This is a genomic window from Stenotrophomonas sp. CS3K5 (genome assembly GCF_059515225.1).
The window spans coordinates 185,696-202,271 of sequence record NZ_JCAKRX010000007.1; the positions used below are offsets into that span (position 1 = coordinate 185,696).

The following is a 16,576-nucleotide window of genomic DNA, read 5'->3' on the forward strand; positions in this document are numbered from 1 at the left end:
AAAGGGGGGCTCAGCGCTTGCTGGAGGCTGCGTCATAGCGGGCATTGACCTGCTGCCAGTTGACCAGCGGCCACCACGCTTTGATGTAATCGGCACGCTTGTTCTGGTAGTGCAGGTAGTAGGCGTGCTCCCAGACGTCCAGCGCCAGAACGGGGATGCCACGCTCCGCCACCGCATCCATCAGTGGGTTGTCCTGGTTGGCGGTGGTGGTGATGGCCAGCGAGCCATCGACCTTGACGATCAACCATGCCCAGCCGGAGCCGAAGAGTTTCGTAGCCGCTTCCGAGAACTTCGTGCGGAACGCTTCTTCGGAGCCGAAGGTCTCAACCAGTTTGCTACGCAGTGCCGGCGACGGCGTGCCGCCCTGGCCAGCAGGTGCCATCAGCGTCCAGAACAGGCTGTGGTTGTAGTGGCCGCCGGCGTTGTTGCGTACCGCCGTGTCGTACGTCGAAATGTTCCGCTGGATATCCTCCAGCGATGCGCTCGCCAGTGTGGGGAAATCCTTGACCTTGGCGTTGAGGTTATCCACGTAGGCCTTGTGATGTCGGCCGTGATGGATCTCCATCGTCTGCGCATCGATAGCCGGTTCCAGTGCGTTGGTGGCATAAGGCAGGGCCGGCAGCGCAAACGGCGTCTTTGCAGCATCGGCTGCGGAAGCGATGCCGGAGAGCGCAAGCAGCGCGGTGGCAAGCAGATATTTCAGGGAGTAAAAGTTCATGCGGTCATGTCTCCGTTGAGGGGAACAAACGATGCCCGGCTGGGCGTTGAACAACGAATCAGGAGGCGGGCTGCGTACGCCAGCCGCGGGTGGCCAGGAAATCAAGCAACCCCACCAGCAACAACGAGGCACCCACCAGCGGGAAGATCAGGCCGCCGATGCACAACAGTGCAAAGACGCCGGCAACGCTGCGGCCCTCTCGTGGGAGCGGCGGAACGCCCAGGCCGCCGAGCGGGCGGCGCTTCCACCACATCACCGCGCCGCTGGCGCACAGCAGCACGATGGCCAAACAGGCGATCAGCAGGAACAAGCGGTTGGCCGTGCCGTATTCCTGCCCGAGATGCACATTGATGCCCCATTCCAGGCCGCGCCCGAGCAGGCCGTAGTCGGCGTAGGTCATATCCAGCAGTACGTTGCCGCTGTACTGGTCCAGGTGCACGACACGCTGCTGGTCCAGCGCTTCGGGATATACCGAGGCGGTGTACACCCCCATCGGTCGACGCGGAAGGCTGATGCTGTAGCCGCGTGCCAATCCCAAGCGTTCAAATGCGTGGATGGCGGCATCGATGCCGATGGCAACCGGTTGCGGCGACAGTTCGCCAGAAGCACTCCCGCCATGCCCCGCATGTCCCTCATGGCCGTCGTTGCCAGGCTTCGCCGTGTGGCGGGCGTGCGACGCATCGGAGACGGGCAGTTGGGCCTGCTGCATCGACCAAGTGGGGGTCGTGGTGTCGGTAAGGCGCTGCTGCGACATGGGCACGTCCACGCGCACGCCGGCGGGGTAACCGTAGTCCTGGCCATTGGCCCAGGCGTTGACCTGCTTGCCCCACACCACCGACCACGGCATGCCGGTGACCGCCAGAAACAGCAGTACCAGGCCCACCCACACGCCTGTCACCGCATGCAGGTCCCGCCAGAACAGCCGTTGGCCCGGCTGCCCGCGTACGGTGGTTACACCACCGCGTTGTCCACGGGGCCACCACAGATAGACACCCGTGGCGACCAGCAGAATGGCCCAGCCCGCAGCGATCTCGATCAGTGCGCTGGCATAGCTTCCCAGCAGATCCAGGCTGTGCAGGCGCCGGACCACGCCCGAGAACGTGCCCTTCTCTGGCAGATGACCCAGCACGTGCGATGTGCCGGGGTCCACGTAGTAGACCTGTCGGCGTCCATCCTTTTCTATGACGCCAATCTCCACACTGCCATCGGCACGTTCCGGTGTGGTGTAGCGGAAGATATCGCCCCCGGTCAGGGCCTGCACGGCGGCTATATCTGCACTGGGCGCTGCCTTTTGCGCATCAGCGGGCTCGACCACCTTCAGTTCTGCGTGGACCCAACGATCAATGGGCTTCTGGTAGAGGTAGACGGCGCCGGTCAATGCCAGCCAGGCGATGAAGGGCAGGACAAACAGTCCGGCATAGAAATGCCACCGCCACACTGCACGGTAAAAGCGCATCCGGTCCGCGGCGGCAGGGGGAGCGATAGCGTGCACCTCAGAGCTCCCGCGTCCAGGTCAGGTAGAGCGCACGGCCGTCGCCGGGCGAATAGCCCGAGGATCCGCTGTCATACCAGGCGTACAGATAGGCCCGATCGGTGGCATTCTTCAGCTGCAGCGAAAGCTGGTTGCGCAGGCTCAGCCTGTATGTGGCGCTCAGGTTGAGCAGCGCGTAGCCGCCAAAGCGGCCCAACGTATTGGTGCGCTCCACGTAGTAGTCACCCTGGCCATTACCCCAGGCACTGAAGGTCCAGTCCGGCGTTGGGCTGAATTCCAGGCCAGCGCTGGCCAGCCAGTTCGGCACATTTTCGATCTGCCGGCCGCGGGTGGCCGGTGCGCTTGGATCAGGGACTTCGATGGTGGCCTTCTGCCGGGAATAGGACGCCCACGCCCGCCACCGTGCATCCGGTTGCCAGTTGGCCTGCAGATCCCAGCCCCGGCGGCGGGTCTTGCCTACGTTGCCAACCTCATTGCTGCCGGTGGTCCCGTTCACGCCGAGGATCGTGGCCACCTCGTCAGATGCGGTCTGCTCCCACACTGCAGCGCGGGTCTGCAGGCCTGCCGTTGGTGACCATTTCAATCCCGCTTCCCAGCCTTCATTGATGGAAGGCGACAGATTGCCCGCCTGCGTGCGATAGGCGCCGTTACCGCTACCGATCTGGAAAGTTCGCCCCCAGTTCCCGTAGGCCACCAGCGACTCGCTGATGTCATAGGAAGCGCTGAACTTGGGCTGCTTGATCAGCCCATAGTCGTACACCGGCGCCGACGTACCCGAGGAGACATTGGTGAAGTCACCGTAGATGCGATCCACACGGTACGCCGGTACCAGCTTGAGCCGGTCGATCGGGCGGATCACCGCCTGCACGTACGCACCGCGGGTATCCAGATCGAAGTCCCAGTCGCGCAGGGTGGCCTGGCGTTGACGCTGCACGGTGCGGTAGCGCTGGGCGATGTTGTCCTGCCATTGGCCATCAACGCCGGCATCCACCACCAGCTCTGCCAGTGCGGTGTCCGGCCGCCAGGTGGCATTGAGGATCAGGCCACGCTGGGTTTCATCGTTGAACCGCTCCTGCTGCGCACCACCTTGGGTAAAGGTGACCCAACGCTGGTTGCGGTAGTCGTTCTGGTAGGCCTTGGCCGCCCAGGTCCAGGCGGCGCCGATGCGACCATCGAAGTGAAACGCGGTCTGGCGGGTCTCGCGTTCGCTGCGGTCGTCCTTGGCGTAAGCGGGAGACTGCTTCGGATCGGCCTGCAGTCCAGAGTAGCTGAGGTAGCCTGCTTCCAGTGCCGCGTTCTTGTAGTAGCGCATGGTCAAGCCTCCGCGCCAGGTACCGTCGGGATCTGTGTAGAACCACTTGCCGGCAAAGCTGCGTTGCGTGGCGTCGGCATGGTCACGTTCACCGGCCGATTGCCGCCAGCCGATGAAGTAATTCTGCGACCACGCCCCATGCTCGAAACCTTTGGCCAGTTGCAGGTCCTGCGTGCCGAAACTGCCCGCAGTCACGCTCAGCTGGCCGTCATTGCCGCCTTGACGGGTAACCACGTTGACATCGCCAGCAATGGCGTTGAGGCCGTAGCGCGCGTCGTTGGTGCCGCGCACGATTTCCATGGCGGTGATATTCAGCGGCCAGACCGCATCGAGGTAGGGCATGCCCCCGGCGTTGTCGTTGCTGGGAATGCCGTCGATCAGCAGCTTCACGGCATTGATGCGGCCCTCGCCGTTGAAGCCACGGAACGAGAATCGCCCTGCGTCGGTGCCCATCTTGAACTGGGTCACCTGCACGCCGGGCGCGTTCATCAGCAGCTCCCAACTGTGCTCGACGCGCTGCGACTGCAGCAGATCGCAGCCAATCACGTCGACGGAACTGAAAACGGTGCGTGCATTGCGGTCCCAGGATCCGTCGTTGGTTACCTGCACGGTGCCCAAGGTCAGTGCAGTGCCATCCTGCGCGGATGCATCGGTCGGCAACAGGGAAAGGCAGCCCAGCGCGGTGGCCAGGCTGAGCGAAAGCGTGGTGCGAGTGAGGTTCTGGTTCATGGTCACAGCAGACGGCACCACCCGGCATAGGCCAGGTAGTGCGGAGATCGGGAAACGCCGTTGCGCCCGCGCAGTCAGGCGCAGGCGTTGAGTGGCATCGGCAGGGTGTCCGCGCGGCGGGCGCGGGCGATCAAGCGTGCAGGGGAGGGCCGCGGGCGCCGAGGTGCCCGGCGGAAATGCTGGAACCCCAGCTGAGCGTCCACGCGCGGGCAAAGTGTGGTGGGCGCCAGCCGATCAGCGCGAGCAACAGGGCTACCAGCAGGCTCACCATGCGCGCTGCGATCAGGCAGTAGTCGCAGTCCACGCCCATGTCGTGCCCGGCATGCGGGTCATTGCGGGGCTTGCCGGCGGGATCCTGCAGCGGACGCACCTCGGCGTGCGCGGCCATTGCATGGTGGTCGTGGTCGGCGGACATCATCATGTCCGTCGCGTCGCCAGCACCGTGGTGGTGATGCTCGCCACCCTCATGCTGCTGCATTGCAGCAGGCTGGTGCTCAATAGCGTGTATTGCTTCGCTGTGGCCTGCTGCCGTGCCGTGCGCGAGCCACCGGCTTACCAATGGGGCAAGCACGATGAGCAGCATGGCGACGAGCGCCATCAGGCTGAGGCAGCGGTGGAAGGCACGGAAGCGCACCCACGCATTGTAGGGCAAGGCCGGGCGGCTGCCCGGCGGCCAGACGCCGGTGCGACATGCGGTCGCACCCGGTGTGTCTGAATGGGAGGCATGGACCCAGAGCATGCGCGGCTGTCGTGTCTTGGTGCGTCGGTTCAACTGCGGGGCCGGCGTACACCCGGTCAGCTCACCTTCCACAGCATGTATGCGGCAGTAATGAAGATCAGTACTGCAAATACCGTGTTCAGAGCTCCACGAGAGCTGGCAAGCTTGGTCGAAGTTGCTGCTCCTGCAGTACCGCCAGCCATTCCGGCGACGACAAACACGGCCGCGAGCTTCCAGTTGATCAGACCCGCATGTGCGTAGTTCAGTGCGGTGGTCATGCCAAATGCGGCGACGGCGACGAGCGAGCTTCCGACTGCGGCGATCATCGGCATGCCCGTCGCGGCCACCAGTGCGGGCACGATCAGGAAACCTCCGCCAATGCCAAAGAAGCCGGAAAGCCCGCCGGCGGTGGCGCCCAGCCCAATCAGTGCGGGCGCGTTGCGTCTGCCGAGCCGAGCGTCCGCGAATCCAAGCGTGTTGCGCCTGCGAAGCATGGCGATGCCGACAATGACCATGACCACAGCAAACAGAGCCAGCAGTCTCTTGCCGTCGAACGCCTTGCCCAAGCTGGAACCCACGTAGGCGCCCGCGATCCCCGCCAAGGCGAAGACCGAGGCACAGGGCCAGCGAACATTCCCTTTACGGGCATGCATCACCAGATTCGACACCGCATTGACCGCCACTGCCAGGGCGCTGGTGCCGATAGCCACATGCGGATCTTCCACCCCGACCACGTAGAGCATCAGTGGTACCGCAAGGATGGATCCGCCCCCACCAACCACGCCAAGGACGAAGCCGACCAGGACGCCAGACAGGCCGCCCAGCACCCACTGCAGCATAGATAGCGTTTCCATATGTCAGTCGGCGGACGCCGGACCTTGCTGCAGCCGTGTTGCGATGGAGGAAAGGTCGTAGCCTGCGTCCGAAGCAACAGACAGGACGTCAGCAAATGCCGCTCCATTGTGAACGACTTCCGACAGCGCCCACAGCATCGCAGCACGGGTGCCGGTTCTGCAGTACGCGACAACAGGGCGTGGCAGCGCGTCGATCAACTTGGCAAAGGTATGCACCTGATCATCGGTAATGACACCAGGCACTACCGGAAGATAGGCAAACTGCATGCCCGCCTGGTCGCAGGCAGCCTGCAGCGCATGGTGACTGGGCTGCTCCGGCTGTTCGTCGTCGGGCCGGTTGCAGATCACGCTCGCAAAGGCCTGCTCCTTCAGGGCTTCAATGTCCTTTGGCAGAAGCTGACCGGACACCTTGAGGCTGGCAGAGAGTGGCTTGAGGTTCATGGTTGTCCCGTAGTTGCGGTGGGGCGATGAATGAGGCCATGCAGGAGCACGCCAGCGATCATTGCCGTGGCAAAGATGATCGCGAAGGGCTGGCCGGTTCCCAGCAACGCGATGGCCGGGCCGGGACACACTCCGGCCAGTCCCCAACCCAGGCCGAATATCGCCGCACCGATGACCAGGCGCCGATCGATGATGCGAAGGGTGGGAATGTGCAGCGATGCGGCAAGCAGTGGTGTTCCTCGGGCGCGTATCCACAGGTAGGCTGCGCCGGAAGGAATCAGTGCGCCCAGCATGACCAGCGCCAGGGAGGGGTCCCAGGCGTCGCTCACATCCAGGAAAGCAAGCACGCGGGCTGGGTTGGCCATATCGGATACGACCAGGCCCAATCCGAAGAGTGCGCCGCACAGGAACGCGGCAAGACGGATCATGCCGGGCCTCCGGTCGCAATCTGTACCAGGGTTGCCGTGGCCATGCCCACGAGCATGAACACGCAGGTCGCCACCACCGAACGCGGCGATGCCCGGCCTAGTCCGCAGACACCGTGCCCACTGGTACAGCCAGCGCCAAGGCGAGTTCCGTAACCCACCAGCAGTCCGGCAATCACCAATACCACTGCTCCGTTTGCGGAGAGCGCCGGCAGGGGTATGGGCCTGGCCACCATTGCCAAGCCTGACGCCAGGGCAAGTCCCGCCAGGAACAGGGCAGCACTGCTGCGTCCGCCGTCACCCGGCATGCCCAGTGTCCTGGCAAGCAGACCCGAGATGCCAGCAACGCGCCCGAGAAGGAGTAGATAGGCTCCGGCCGCTGTTCCGATCATGGCACCGCCAGCGAGCGGCCAATACCAGGCCAGATGAGAGAGCGTCATAGGAGGTCCACCGGCAGCTTGAGGTAGCGCACGCCGTTTTCTTCGGGTTCGGGCAGATGGCCGGCGCACATGTTGACCTGCACTGACGGCAGGATCAGCCGTGGCATCGGAAGCGTGGCATCACGAGCCTCCCGCAGTTCCACGAACATGGCTTCACTCACGCCCTCGTGCACATGCATGTTTGTTGTCCTTTCGGCACCGATGGTTGTTTCCCATGCGAAATGGTCCCGGCCGGTGGCTTTGTAGTCATGGCACAGGAATACGCGGGCGGCGTCGGGCAGGGACAGCAGGCGCTGGATCGAGCGATACAACTGGCGCGCCGAGCCACCTGGAAAGTCGCATCGGGCGGTGCCGTAGTCCGGCATGAACAGCGTGTCTCCAGGAAATACGGCGTCGCCGATCACGTACGCCAGACAAGCGGGGGTATGGCCTGGCACGTGCAGCGACATCGCCTGCAGATTACCGATGCGGAAGGAGGCACCGTCGGCGAACAGGCGATCGAACTGGCTGCCATCCCGCTTGAATGCAGTGCCGGCGTTGAAGACCTTGCCGAAGGTTTCCTGGACTGCGGTGATGTGTTCGCCAATAGCCAGCGCGCCTCCCACCTGCTCCTGCAGCCATGGAGCCGCGGACAGGTGGTCGGCATGCGCGTGGGTTTCCAGCAACCATTGCACCTGCAGGCGCTCGGCACGTACGTAGTCCACCAACGCCGATGCGGAGGACGTGGACGTGCGGCCTGCGGCCATGTCGAAGTCCAGGACACTGTCGATGATGGCGCACGCTGAAGACGTTGGATCGCGTACGACGTGGCTGGCAGTGAACGTAGCAGGATCGAAGAACGTCTTCACGGAAGGCGAGGGAAACAGGCCGGCACGCGCATCGCTGACCAAGCGCACAGCCTGATCCAGGGGGGCGTCTACCGCTACGGATGGAATCATGACTGGCTCCAGGAGGCTTCGTGGCCTAAGAATTACATAGTTACGTAATCTGTGCAACTATTGAAACATGCTAGATTGCACGGCTTACCCATGGTGTTCGCATCACATCAGCCGCCCAAGTTGCCATTGCCTGTGACCAGCCCCCCATTCAGCCCGTCTGACCTAGCCACGATGAAGGAGCGCGTGCCCGAAGTGGCCGAATTGCTGCGTTTCATGGCCACCCCCTCGCGCCTGTTGCTGCTATGCCAGCTCGCGCAAGGTGAAATGACGGTGGGCGGACTGGAGGAAGCCACCGGCATTCGACAGCCGGCGCTCTCCCAGCAACTGGCCGAACTCCGTCAACGAAAGCTTGTCGCGACCCGACGGGAATCGCGGTCGATCATCTACCGCATGGCAGACCCGCGCGTTGCAGCACTGCTGGGCGCGATGCATGGGATCTTCTGTGCGGACGATACATCAACTTGAAGTGGCTCAAAGGCGTCCTGGAAGGGGCGGGCTGGACTCACTGACCCAGGGGAATTTAGGCCATTGGCGTAGTCTGCCCAAAACCAATTGGCCACAGCAGGCTCGAGGTCTGCTGCGGCCTAGGGATGTTTATCAGGGATGGGGTGGCTGTCCGCTTCTGGCCGCAGGACGCCATGCGATCCATAACGGACACTTGCAAGAGCGCATGCTCCGTATTGTGCTGTGCTGGGTCCGATCATACGCTGGATTGTTAGACGGACTCAGTCGACCTAAGATCGAGCTGTATCAAGGGGAAGGCGCGCGGCTCGGCGCTTTGTGGAGGTGCCATTTAACTGGACCCACAGGTCCGTCTATTAGGTAGTTGCAACCCGCGATGGATAACTTCGTCACATTGAAGACAAGCAAGTTCGTGAAACTTGTTTTTGAGGACGCGCTAGGCTCGATGAACGAAGAGCCAGGGGAGTTATCTCCATCAAACGCCACGATTGATGAGTATCAGTTCTACCGCCAGAGAGTTGGCTTTCATCTCGCACACGCTTTGACGTGGCTTGATCAATTAGACTTCGCTGTTGAGCTCCTTGCCAACTATGACTATTCAAAGAAGATTTCCGCATCTCGCGCAGATCATCTGATCTACAACATTGAGAACTATCTGATTCGCGCCAACTCTGCGTATGACAGAGCACTTCAACTTGTCAATTCAGTATTCCACCTCTGCGTTCACGAGGAGCACGTAACGCACTCCATTATCATCACTAACACCAAAGTTCAGCACCGTCCCGCCGTCGTTGCAAAGCTAAAAGCTTTGCGTAAAACCCTAGATTCGTACGCTCAAGACCGACATACCATCATCCATAAACACTCACTTCTTGACGAAAAGATGCGTCGCATAGAACTTTTCTATCAAGACGCAATTTTTGAGGTCATGGATTCGGACAGAAAAGCAGGAATCAAGGCTTTTCGTGCCAACTACCTGCGAGAGTTCGTTGTTTCCAAGAAGCAAGAATTCAATGGTATGAATGCCAAGCTGGCCGTTTCGGTACACAATCTACTTGAAACACTTGCAGTGGAATACGATTTTCAAAAGACCCAGTTCAAGGCCCGCGGGTTCTAACAGTTCATTCAAGTTGAAGCCGCTTCGCGGCGCGATTTACCTCTGACGTTGAGTGTCCGCTTCTGGCCGGAAGCGGACATCGACGAGGCAGGGATTAGGGCGCGCTGTCGGCGGGAGCAGAGTGGTACGTCAATCCCGAAACCTATAGCCGACCACTAGGTGGGAGGGAGAGCGTCGGTGGCCCTATTGCCTCTGTGCACAGTCGCCTTGAGCCGTGCACATCGGGAGCACGTGTGGTCTGCCTATGAGCCACGCGGCATCTAGATGGCCTGAAACCGGCCGCTTTCCCGCGTCGGCGCGGAAGTGAGCTCCGACGACCACGCGAGTGGGCGAGGTGTACGCCTCCGCCACATCTCGCATGGCAGCGGCGGCGATCGGGCTACTTGCGGCATCAAGCCGTGTTCGTTGCTCCGCCGAAAGCTCGATGGATAGGGCGCCCAAGTTGTCGGCCAACTGCGCCGCCGTGCGGAGACATAAGATGCAAACCGCGCCACGCATGCTGGCCCAAGCGATGGCGACTTGGCCGGCGCTGGCGCCCAGTTCGCTGGCGATCGCCAGCATCGTGTCCAGAATCTGCGTACGGTGTGGGCTGTCTTCCGCTTGGAAGACCTTGCCGCCCGCAAGACCAATCTCGCGGTTGCAGTGCTGCTGGTGTCGCTCGCTTTCTGTTCTCTGCACTTCAGTCCGCACCAGCCGCCCCTGGTCATGCTCAGCACGTTCCTGTTCTCGCTGTTCAAATGCGCCTGGACGCTGCGTACCGGCAATATCTGGGGCGTGATGGGCTGGCACGCGGGGTGGAACTGGCTGCTCGCGACTGGCTTCGAACCGCCCGTCATCGGAACCTAGAGACTACCCTGATCACTGCTACGACTATCAGCGCCCAGTACAGTGGAGGCAGATCGAGCCAATCCCGCAGAGGTCTCCATTGGGATGCGGAACTGTCTAGCAACACGCTTCACTAGATCGGATTCCTCAATGCCCTCCTCAATCATCTTCACAGCAGCACGGAAGGCTAAGTTGATCCGACCGGGTGAGATCACCAGGAAGAGCGAGCGCTGAATTCGGAGCTGCACTGCATACCTGGAGTAGTGACCCGGCATACGGCATTTGTAGGCCTTCCTGATTCGGGCGCAGCATAAGATAACTTGCATTGCAGGCAGCACACAGTCGACGTCGTCAGTCAGCGCTTCGACGATTCGTGCAAGTCTGGCGCAGTCATTGGCTGCTTTGCCGTGAAGCGCGGGAAGTTCGAAGTGGTACTGGACGCCTGGAAGCAGTGCCGACGCGGACTCCTCCGGTCTTAGAAGCATGTCTAGCACCGACACACACTGCTTTGCTGATGCCCTCAGAAGATCTCCAAGATCCACCCGGCTTGTATCAGGCCGAAGGCCAAGAGTTGGGACGCTCGCATCTCTCCAACGAACGTACCGCACAAAGTCGTCACGGGCCTTCTTCGGCGCAATGTACGAGAGCGCTTTCGCCTCGTTCACTGAATCAACGGCAGTCAGAAATCTGATGAGACTAGCCTTCCTAAGTGGCAGCCTAGGGTGATTCGAGGTCCACTCAATAAGCTCCTCAATGCAGTGATTTGTCCAGGCCTCCGCGCGACTAGGACGGTCATAGCGGGCTTGGACTTCCAGCGATCCATTGCACTTTGGGCAAAGGAATGAGCCGCTGTTTCTGATACTTGCGAAGTCACAATGTGGGCAGCATCGCTCAATTCGAGCACCGTGAACTGAACAGTGAGAGTAGGAAGTGAACCGCCAGATCAGTCGCGAGAAGTTCGGAAGCCCTTCTTCGGCTGCCTGGCACAGGCAGATTGGACACCACGCTGCGACTCTGTGAAGCGCTTCAGATCGCCCAGAAATGATCTCTCCAATGCCATACAGAGTGGTGCCAACGAGCCGCTGACCAGTCAAGCGCTCAAGTGTGCGGGCTCTTCTAAGCGAAACTGGACCAGGGCCAGAGAGCCGAGCGCAGTCAGTGTATCTAACAGCCTGAGAGCTACTCTCAGAGTCGATCATGGAGATGAAGCGTGTCCATGGAATCCCACACAACTTTGATAGCCGCAAGCAGTAGCTAGTGAGTGATTCGGTTCCCGATGTGCCCACCGCCAGGGGCTTCATTGGTGGGAGCACCGTCCATCTCGGCAGAGCTGGATCCGTGGCTCTCTCGCTACGAGACATCGGCTGCGACCCTCATGAATTCGGAGAGCATATGGGAACGCTTGGCATTCGCGAGGAGATTGAAGTTATCGATGTCTGCCCAGAACAAGCTGTGATTCTTCGATGTTCCAGAGGCGGCGCGCAGATGATCTTCGTTCAGAGTACTGCTACCAGCGCGACTACGTTCCTCATTGGCGCGACGGAGGTATCGCAGGGTTGGACCAAAGACACCACCGCCGTTCAGGGCAATCAGTTCCAGGTTGTCCTGAAGGAGTGACACGCCCGCCAGGGGAAGGCTGCTGCCGATTGCTTTGATCAACGCGGCGTAATCCGCCAGCTCTGAACTAGCGCCCAAGTTGTACGGCCGCATGTAGAGGATGTCTGATCGATTGAATATTTCTTGCGCATGCTCATACAGTGGTGCCGCCTCATGGGTTCCGAACATGATCGCCGTGCAACCTATCTCCTCGATTAGAGCCATGATCCCCAACATGTAGTTTCGAGCACTCTGGGTCTTCTGAACTCTGCAGATATTTGCGACTTCATCGATGATGATGTACCTGAGCCCTCGAGTCTTTGCCATCCTTTCAAAGGACAATCGCAGCTCCCTTTCTGGGTTGCGTAGTCGAATCTCCTGCCAGAACTTCGAGGCAGCGCGAAGTTCCGCAGCTTCATGAAATCGATCAGGGCTACCGGTGTGGGCATCAACCCTGAGCCATCCGAACTCGGGCTCGGTGATCTCCTGGTGCAGTCGCAGCGCGAAGTCCTTCGGATTGAACTTGTCTCCTTGGTTGAGAACCGCCCGTACGGAGATGAGCGGGATGCTGCCGATGCGCCAGTGAGCTGGCTTTCCTGCAAGCGCTGGAAGCAATTGCCGACGCAGCTCGCTCTTGCCTGACCAGGATGGAGCGATCACCCAGATGAAGTCGCCTGGTTGAGCCCTAGCTACTGAACGCATCAAGTCACTTTGCGTGCTCATGAAACGTGCGTGCGGAATGAACGGATACTCAATCTTCCGCAGGTCGCTTCTGCCCCTTGCTTTAGCGGTCATCAGCGCCCTCTCTTGCGAGCAAATCAGGGATCTTGCTGAAGTCTACGTTGAGGGTCATGGCCTGCTTTATGGACTCAGTACATCTCTTCTTTGAACGGACGTTGGGTTCGTTCTTCGCTGAGATCGAGCCACGGGTGCGCTGCGCTTCGTTCGCCGCGCTCGTTCGCTCATAGGCATTCCTTTGCGCCTTCTCCTTTCGAATTTTGACTTCCGGCCTAGTCAGCTGGTCCCACATCGTCTCGAAGTACCTTTCTTCGGACGAGTAGTGACCGATCTCTGAGAGCAGAGAACACCATGCTTTGTACCGACGACGATCTGTCTGAATCCAAATGAAGGTAGTGTCCTCAGGATCTCTACGTGCTTCCAAGATGGTTTCGTACTGGAGGTTCGCAGAGAGATCGGCGTTCGTATAGTTCCTCTGGCAGAAGCGGAGTCCGCGCGTCGCCTCGTACTTCCTAGAGTCCAGCTTCACCGAAGTTCGAAACCTGAAATCATCGTCGAAAGCAACAGGAATTCCCGAGGTTGGCGCCACTTCGAGAAGGTGCTCCATTCGCTCCTTCGCGCTGAAGGAGCTGCGGATGGGATTGTCTGGAAGGTTGGTGTAAAGGAGTTCGTCAATTTCAGCCTCTGTGGTAGAGAACTCCATTCGTGCTGTCGAGCGACTCTTCATCCTTCCATCTACAGACCGCCCAGCCTGATCCGGCTTAGTGCTGCCATCCATCCTGTGACTTACCATCGCATTGATCTGACCTTGAATGGTCTCCACTTCCGAGTTGAAGCGACCTCCTCCGGTCGGCACAGTCAGGATAGATATTCCGTAGGCGAGCGCGATCTCGCTCAATCCCGCCTTCAAGTCTGATCCTCGGTCCGTAACAATCGAGTGCGGAGCGCAGCCGTACTTGCGGACATAGTTTCTGATCAGAATCATGGGCCCATCGCGCCGAGCGGGGCCAAACACAAACGCGTGGGCCATGACGGAGCCAGACGCCTCGTCGCGACCTGTGTAGAGAAGAGGACAGTCCTTATCCAGGCCCTCCGTTCCCTGTATGAATGACCTGTGGTCCACCTTAGTCGCATCCAGGTGTAGAACCGAGTGCACGGCGAGTGCCGTACCTGCCCTGAAGCGGGGATCGGATCGAGGTCTGTTGGCTTGGTAGAGGCGCTTGCCGCCCACTGAGAGGTCTCGGGTAGCCTTGGATGTGTTCTTGACGCGACTCTCCAGCGCTCTTCTACCCGGTGTTTGCACCCCGGCCTTTTCGCATCTCTTTGCCAGCTCTCTGTGCAAATCGGCAATTGACTTGGCCAGGCCCTTCAACCAGAACGTCTGTATGACAACGGTAACTAGCTCCGTTTGCTCCACAGTTAGTCGGCTCTGCCTATTGCCGCATCTGGCGAAGTTCGTGACTGTCTCGTTCAGAGGATTTCGCCCCTCCGCTCGGGCCTTTTTCACCCTTTTTGCCACATCACGTAGCCAACGTGGTACCTGTTCGCCGTTCTTTTCGATGCGATCAAGCCGTGCGAGCAGCGTAGTCCCCCGTGCGACATCAGACGCGCTCGCGAGCGATACCGGGCCAGTCGCGTCCAGGAATAGACTTGAGACGCCTCCGGCTACCTCAGCAGCAATTTCGTCCGCCTGCTCTTCACTGAGGGTGAGGAGGAAGTGGTGTGTGTCTGTGATGGGCACATACTCAACTGGACCGTATACGAGCCTATCCGCCATCAGCCCCGCTGCAACTCCTGCATTGAACCAGGCAATGCGCTCCATCAAGAAGGCGATGCTCTTTGGCCCAGTGAGCAGTTGCTTCTGCACGTCATTGAACCCTTCACGACGGATGAGGCTAAGTTCCTCGTCCCAGTGATGAACCATGAACTGGAGATTTCGATGATGCGTGCCGTTGACCCTTGGTGATGTCCATACCCTGTAGGTCACGCCATGTGCTTCTGCCCAAGCCTCGTAGGCTAGGTTTCGATACAGGCCATCTTCCACAATCCATTCGTTGGGCTTTGCCTGAACGAGCTTTTCCAGCTTGGAGGCCGGCTTGCATTCCACCACCTCCACTGATTGACGACGGATGACGAGGAAGTCCGCGTGGGCATTTGACACATGTCGGCCTCTTCGGACGCCACGGCATGTGACTTGACAGATGTAGGCGACGACGTCCGGATCCAGCTCAAGCTGAAATGCGAAGGTCTGTTCAACGGTGTGACTCTCTAGGTAGCGCACGTCTCGACACTTCTTCGAGTAGTGCGCCACGATCACATTATCGAGCGCATAGGCGCCGACTTTGCGGCCGGCGCCCTCGAAGAACAGTTCAAGGATGAAGGCCCTATCTTCATCATTGAGGTCAAGAGTCCTAAGCCTGTTTCTGAGCTCGTCTGGTGTCACTGTCGTCTCCCTGACGGAAGCGAGAGGACATGACCTCACCCTCCCGAAGTAACGGGTACTTGAAAGAAATACGGGTCAGGGGTAGATTCGGCTCTGCGGATCTGAACGCTAGCTGCGCACAACGCCCCGACCTGCCAGTCGGGGTTTGTTGTTTCTACCCATCGCAGTTGATGTTGCTCAGTCCATAGATTGATCTCCTATGCGTCTGCAACGATTGCAAGTCAGTCAGAAATTGGGCTTCTCTCTTGCTGCATCAAACAGCCAGCGGGCGAGCGCATGTGATCTAACAACATGTCCCCGCCGGCCTGGAAGATTCACCGCCTCAACGCCCAAGCGCCCTTGGACTGCAGCTCGCCTTGCTGCGTCAAGGCTGCGGAATCCCAAGAGCTGCCACAGGTCAGCGACGCGCACATAGAGTCCGAACTCGTCCACGACCTTGTTGAGCAGCTCATCCTCAGAGGATGCTTGGATAGCGGCCTTTTGCAGGAAAAGTGCGTTCATTCCGCGAACATACGCAAATCAACGCTCGTTGCAAGCGTCGGTCATTTCGCGCGCGTTGATGACTCATAAATGGTTACGAGCCTTGTATCTTCAAAGACTTGATGCAGCCTTCTGCGCTAGTTTGTGAAGAGGAGTAAAGTTAGTTTAGATCGCTTGCTCCTTGAACTGCGCAAGCGAGCAGGTGCGCTAACGGTAGGGCCAGTCCGACTTCTTAGCCAGGTGGCTTGGATACGTCCTCTATGTGCGGCTTAGATATCGCCGACGTGGCCGCAGAGTTGGCAATTGAGCAACTTGGGCAGCCGCTCTGGGGGCCGACTGTGCACAAGCCCCCAGTCCCCAGAAAAGTTCCATTGATACGCCTATGGCCTTTAAGCCAGACCGAGAGGATCACTCAGACCTTTCGATTGGGAGACCGATAAGGCCTTCGACGCGCAGCAAGCCAGCAGGCCCACCCGGTAAAAGATACGGCAAAAGAGGCTATAAACAAGCCGACGATCAGGATATCTCGATCAGTTGCGTTCATGCCCATGCCACCGTTTTCTGGAAAATTTTTGACTGGCTGATGATATCGAAACGGCATGACCTCCGATCAACCGCGATCACATCATTGTCAGTGTATGCCCTGGACTCTGCTCTTTGTAAGAGCCCACCCAGTCGGTCATCGCGACTGCAGCGTGTACTTCGCAATGAACCCCCTGCTGTTCCCGCTGTTAAGCGCCGATAGATAGCCAAATCTGTTGTGCTCATAGTTTGTGCATCTTCCGTCGATTGCACAGACTATGGGAAAATCCCCCGTGAAATCATAATCTTGCGACTTGCTACAACAG

17 protein-coding genes are annotated in these 16,576 nt (G+C 59.7%); 3 read left to right on the top strand and 14 right to left on the bottom strand.

Annotation, left to right across the window (positions count from 1 at the left end; translation table 11 throughout):
- Positions 1–10: 10 nt before the first annotated feature.
- The 9 genes from AC5YGJ_RS12530 to AC5YGJ_RS12570 form a co-directional block, all read right to left on the bottom strand.
- Positions 11–718: a superoxide dismutase gene (locus AC5YGJ_RS12530; RefSeq protein WP_496186746.1), complete on the bottom strand. Its 708-nt coding sequence runs from the start codon at positions 716–718 to the stop codon at positions 11–13.
- 58 nt (positions 719–776) lie between these two features.
- Positions 777–2,174 (bottom strand): PepSY-associated TM helix domain-containing protein, encoded by a 1,398-nt coding sequence (locus tag AC5YGJ_RS12535; protein WP_496186711.1) that lies wholly within the window; start codon positions 2,172–2,174, stop codon positions 777–779.
- A 37-nt stretch (positions 2,175–2,211) separates the two neighbouring features.
- Positions 2,212–4,251: a TonB-dependent receptor gene (locus tag AC5YGJ_RS12540; RefSeq protein ID WP_496186712.1), complete on the bottom strand. Its 2,040-nt coding sequence runs from the start codon at positions 4,249–4,251 to the stop codon at positions 2,212–2,214.
- 130 nt (positions 4,252–4,381) lie between these two features.
- Positions 4,382–4,834, bottom strand: coding sequence for a DUF2946 family protein (locus AC5YGJ_RS12545; protein ID WP_496186747.1), 453 nt, complete (start codon positions 4,832–4,834; stop codon positions 4,382–4,384).
- A 212-nt stretch (positions 4,835–5,046) separates the two neighbouring features.
- The gene (locus tag AC5YGJ_RS12550) at positions 5,047–5,808 is read right to left on the bottom strand and encodes a sulfite exporter TauE/SafE family protein (RefSeq protein ID WP_496186713.1); all 762 of its coding nucleotides are present in this window, start codon (positions 5,806–5,808) and stop codon (positions 5,047–5,049) included.
- Positions 5,809–5,826: 18 nt separating this feature from the next.
- On the bottom strand, positions 5,827–6,264 hold the full coding sequence (locus AC5YGJ_RS12555) for a protein tyrosine phosphatase family protein (RefSeq protein WP_005420843.1): 438 nt from the start codon (positions 6,262–6,264) through the stop codon (positions 5,827–5,829).
- Positions 6,261–6,692 (bottom strand): DUF6691 family protein, encoded by a 432-nt coding sequence (locus AC5YGJ_RS12560; RefSeq protein ID WP_005420840.1) that lies wholly within the window; start codon positions 6,690–6,692, stop codon positions 6,261–6,263. Before AC5YGJ_RS12560 ends, AC5YGJ_RS12555 begins: the two co-directional genes overlap by 4 nt.
- On the bottom strand, positions 6,689–7,129 hold the full coding sequence (locus AC5YGJ_RS12565) for a YeeE/YedE family protein (RefSeq protein ID WP_005420838.1): 441 nt from the start codon (positions 7,127–7,129) through the stop codon (positions 6,689–6,691). Before AC5YGJ_RS12565 ends, AC5YGJ_RS12560 begins: the two co-directional genes overlap by 4 nt.
- Positions 7,126–8,067 (bottom strand): MBL fold metallo-hydrolase, encoded by a 942-nt coding sequence (locus AC5YGJ_RS12570; RefSeq protein WP_224329421.1) that lies wholly within the window; start codon positions 8,065–8,067, stop codon positions 7,126–7,128. Before AC5YGJ_RS12570 ends, AC5YGJ_RS12565 begins: the two co-directional genes overlap by 4 nt.
- A 171-nt stretch (positions 8,068–8,238) precedes the next feature.
- Between AC5YGJ_RS12570 and AC5YGJ_RS12575 the strand changes: the two genes are divergently transcribed.
- Both AC5YGJ_RS12575 and AC5YGJ_RS12580 read left to right on the top strand, forming a co-directional pair.
- Complete coding sequence (locus AC5YGJ_RS12575; protein WP_188218411.1) at positions 8,239–8,532, top strand: ArsR/SmtB family transcription factor; 294 nt, start codon at positions 8,239–8,241, stop codon at positions 8,530–8,532.
- Between the two features lie 373 nt (positions 8,533–8,905).
- On the top strand, positions 8,906–9,646 hold the full coding sequence (locus AC5YGJ_RS12580) for a Cthe_2314 family HEPN domain-containing protein (RefSeq protein WP_057494350.1): 741 nt from the start codon (positions 8,906–8,908) through the stop codon (positions 9,644–9,646).
- A 183-nt stretch (positions 9,647–9,829) separates the two neighbouring features.
- Here AC5YGJ_RS12580 and AC5YGJ_RS12585 read toward each other — a convergent pair whose 3' ends face one another.
- On the bottom strand, positions 9,830–10,336 hold the full coding sequence (locus tag AC5YGJ_RS12585) for an aldo/keto reductase (RefSeq protein WP_496186714.1): 507 nt from the start codon (positions 10,334–10,336) through the stop codon (positions 9,830–9,832).
- Here AC5YGJ_RS12585 and AC5YGJ_RS12590 point away from each other — a divergent pair.
- Complete coding sequence (locus tag AC5YGJ_RS12590) at positions 10,229–10,492, top strand: CPBP family intramembrane glutamic endopeptidase (RefSeq protein ID WP_496186715.1); 264 nt, start codon at positions 10,229–10,231, stop codon at positions 10,490–10,492. The genes AC5YGJ_RS12585 and AC5YGJ_RS12590 overlap by 108 nt on opposite strands.
- Here the strand turns inward: AC5YGJ_RS12590 and AC5YGJ_RS12595 are convergent.
- The 4 genes from AC5YGJ_RS12595 to AC5YGJ_RS12610 all read right to left on the bottom strand — a co-directional run bounded on the left by AC5YGJ_RS12595 (position 10,489) and on the right by AC5YGJ_RS12610 (position 15,749).
- Positions 10,489–11,832, bottom strand: a complete 1,344-nt coding sequence (locus AC5YGJ_RS12595) for a TniQ family protein (RefSeq protein ID WP_496186716.1) — start codon at positions 11,830–11,832, stop codon at positions 10,489–10,491. The genes AC5YGJ_RS12590 and AC5YGJ_RS12595 overlap by 4 nt on opposite strands.
- Entirely contained in the window at positions 11,822–12,862 is a 1,041-nt protein-coding gene (locus tag AC5YGJ_RS12600; RefSeq protein WP_496186717.1) for a TniB family NTP-binding protein, read from the bottom strand. Before AC5YGJ_RS12600 ends, AC5YGJ_RS12595 begins: the two co-directional genes overlap by 11 nt.
- Entirely contained in the window at positions 12,852–15,248 is a 2,397-nt protein-coding gene (locus AC5YGJ_RS12605) for a transposase (RefSeq protein WP_496186718.1), read from the bottom strand. The genes AC5YGJ_RS12600 and AC5YGJ_RS12605 overlap by 11 nt, the downstream gene beginning before the upstream one ends.
- Before the next feature lie 225 nt (positions 15,249–15,473).
- A complete protein-coding gene (locus AC5YGJ_RS12610; RefSeq protein ID WP_146160145.1) occupies positions 15,474–15,749 on the bottom strand; it encodes a hypothetical protein in 276 nt (91 codons plus the stop codon).
- Positions 15,750–16,576 lie beyond the last annotated feature (827 nt).